At 48.6% G+C, this 255-nt stretch carries 1 rRNA gene; it reads right to left on the minus strand.

The features are described from left to right. Positions 1 to 2: 2 nt before the first annotated feature. Positions 3 to 255 (minus strand): 23S ribosomal RNA (locus tag EOJ36_RS11890); the annotation flags it as partial.

Below are 255 nucleotides of genomic sequence, written 5' to 3' on the forward strand. Positions count from 1 at the left end.
TTGGTAGTATTTAGCCTTACCGGATGGTGCCGGCAGATTCAAAGGGAGTTTCACCAGCTCCCCCCTACTCAGGATACTCCTACTATACACAAGTCTTACCAATACAGGGCTCTCACCTCCTTCGGCCTGCCTTCCCAGACAGTTCTTGTTCCTCTTATGTACAGATATCGAAGTCCTACAACCCCAGTCTTGCCTAAACAATACTGGTTTGGGCTAATCCGCTTTCGCTCGCCACTACTTACGGAATCACTTTTG

It is taken from the genome of Sandaracinomonas limnophila, assembly GCF_004005965.1.
Lineage (GTDB): Bacteria > Bacteroidota > Bacteroidia > Cytophagales > Spirosomataceae > Sandaracinomonas > Sandaracinomonas limnophila.